This window comes from Psychrobacter sp. TB55-MNA-CIBAN-0194 (assembly GCF_040309505.1).
In the GTDB taxonomy this organism is placed as follows: domain Bacteria; phylum Pseudomonadota; class Gammaproteobacteria; order Pseudomonadales; family Moraxellaceae; genus Psychrobacter; species Psychrobacter fozii.
The window spans coordinates 1-231 of record NZ_JBEOOW010000865.1 but is presented as its reverse complement, the minus strand read 5'-3'; the positions used below and the strand labels follow the sequence as shown (position 1 = coordinate 231).

The window sequence follows — 231 nt, the reverse complement described above, 5'->3', positions numbered from 1 at the left end:
GATGCCGTGACCACGCGAGGACAAAAGCATCTGCGGGAGCTGAGCCACATGGTGGCATTAGGACATCGTGCGATATTATTGTTTGTGGTACAACACAGTGGCATAACAAGTGTTAGACCCGCACGACATATTGACCCTCAGTACGCAGACTTACTTCAACAAGCAGTATCAAATGGCGTTGAAGTGCTAGCATATAAGACACAATGTTCATCTCAGGGAAGCCTTATCACC

At 47.6% G+C, this 231-nt stretch carries 1 protein-coding gene; it reads left to right on the top strand.

Translation table 11 applies throughout. The features are described from left to right. Positions 1–6: 6 nt before the first annotated feature. Positions 7–231: DNA/RNA nuclease SfsA (locus tag AAEY75_RS17390; protein WP_352260443.1), on the top strand; the 225-nt coding region annotated here is incomplete at its 3' end.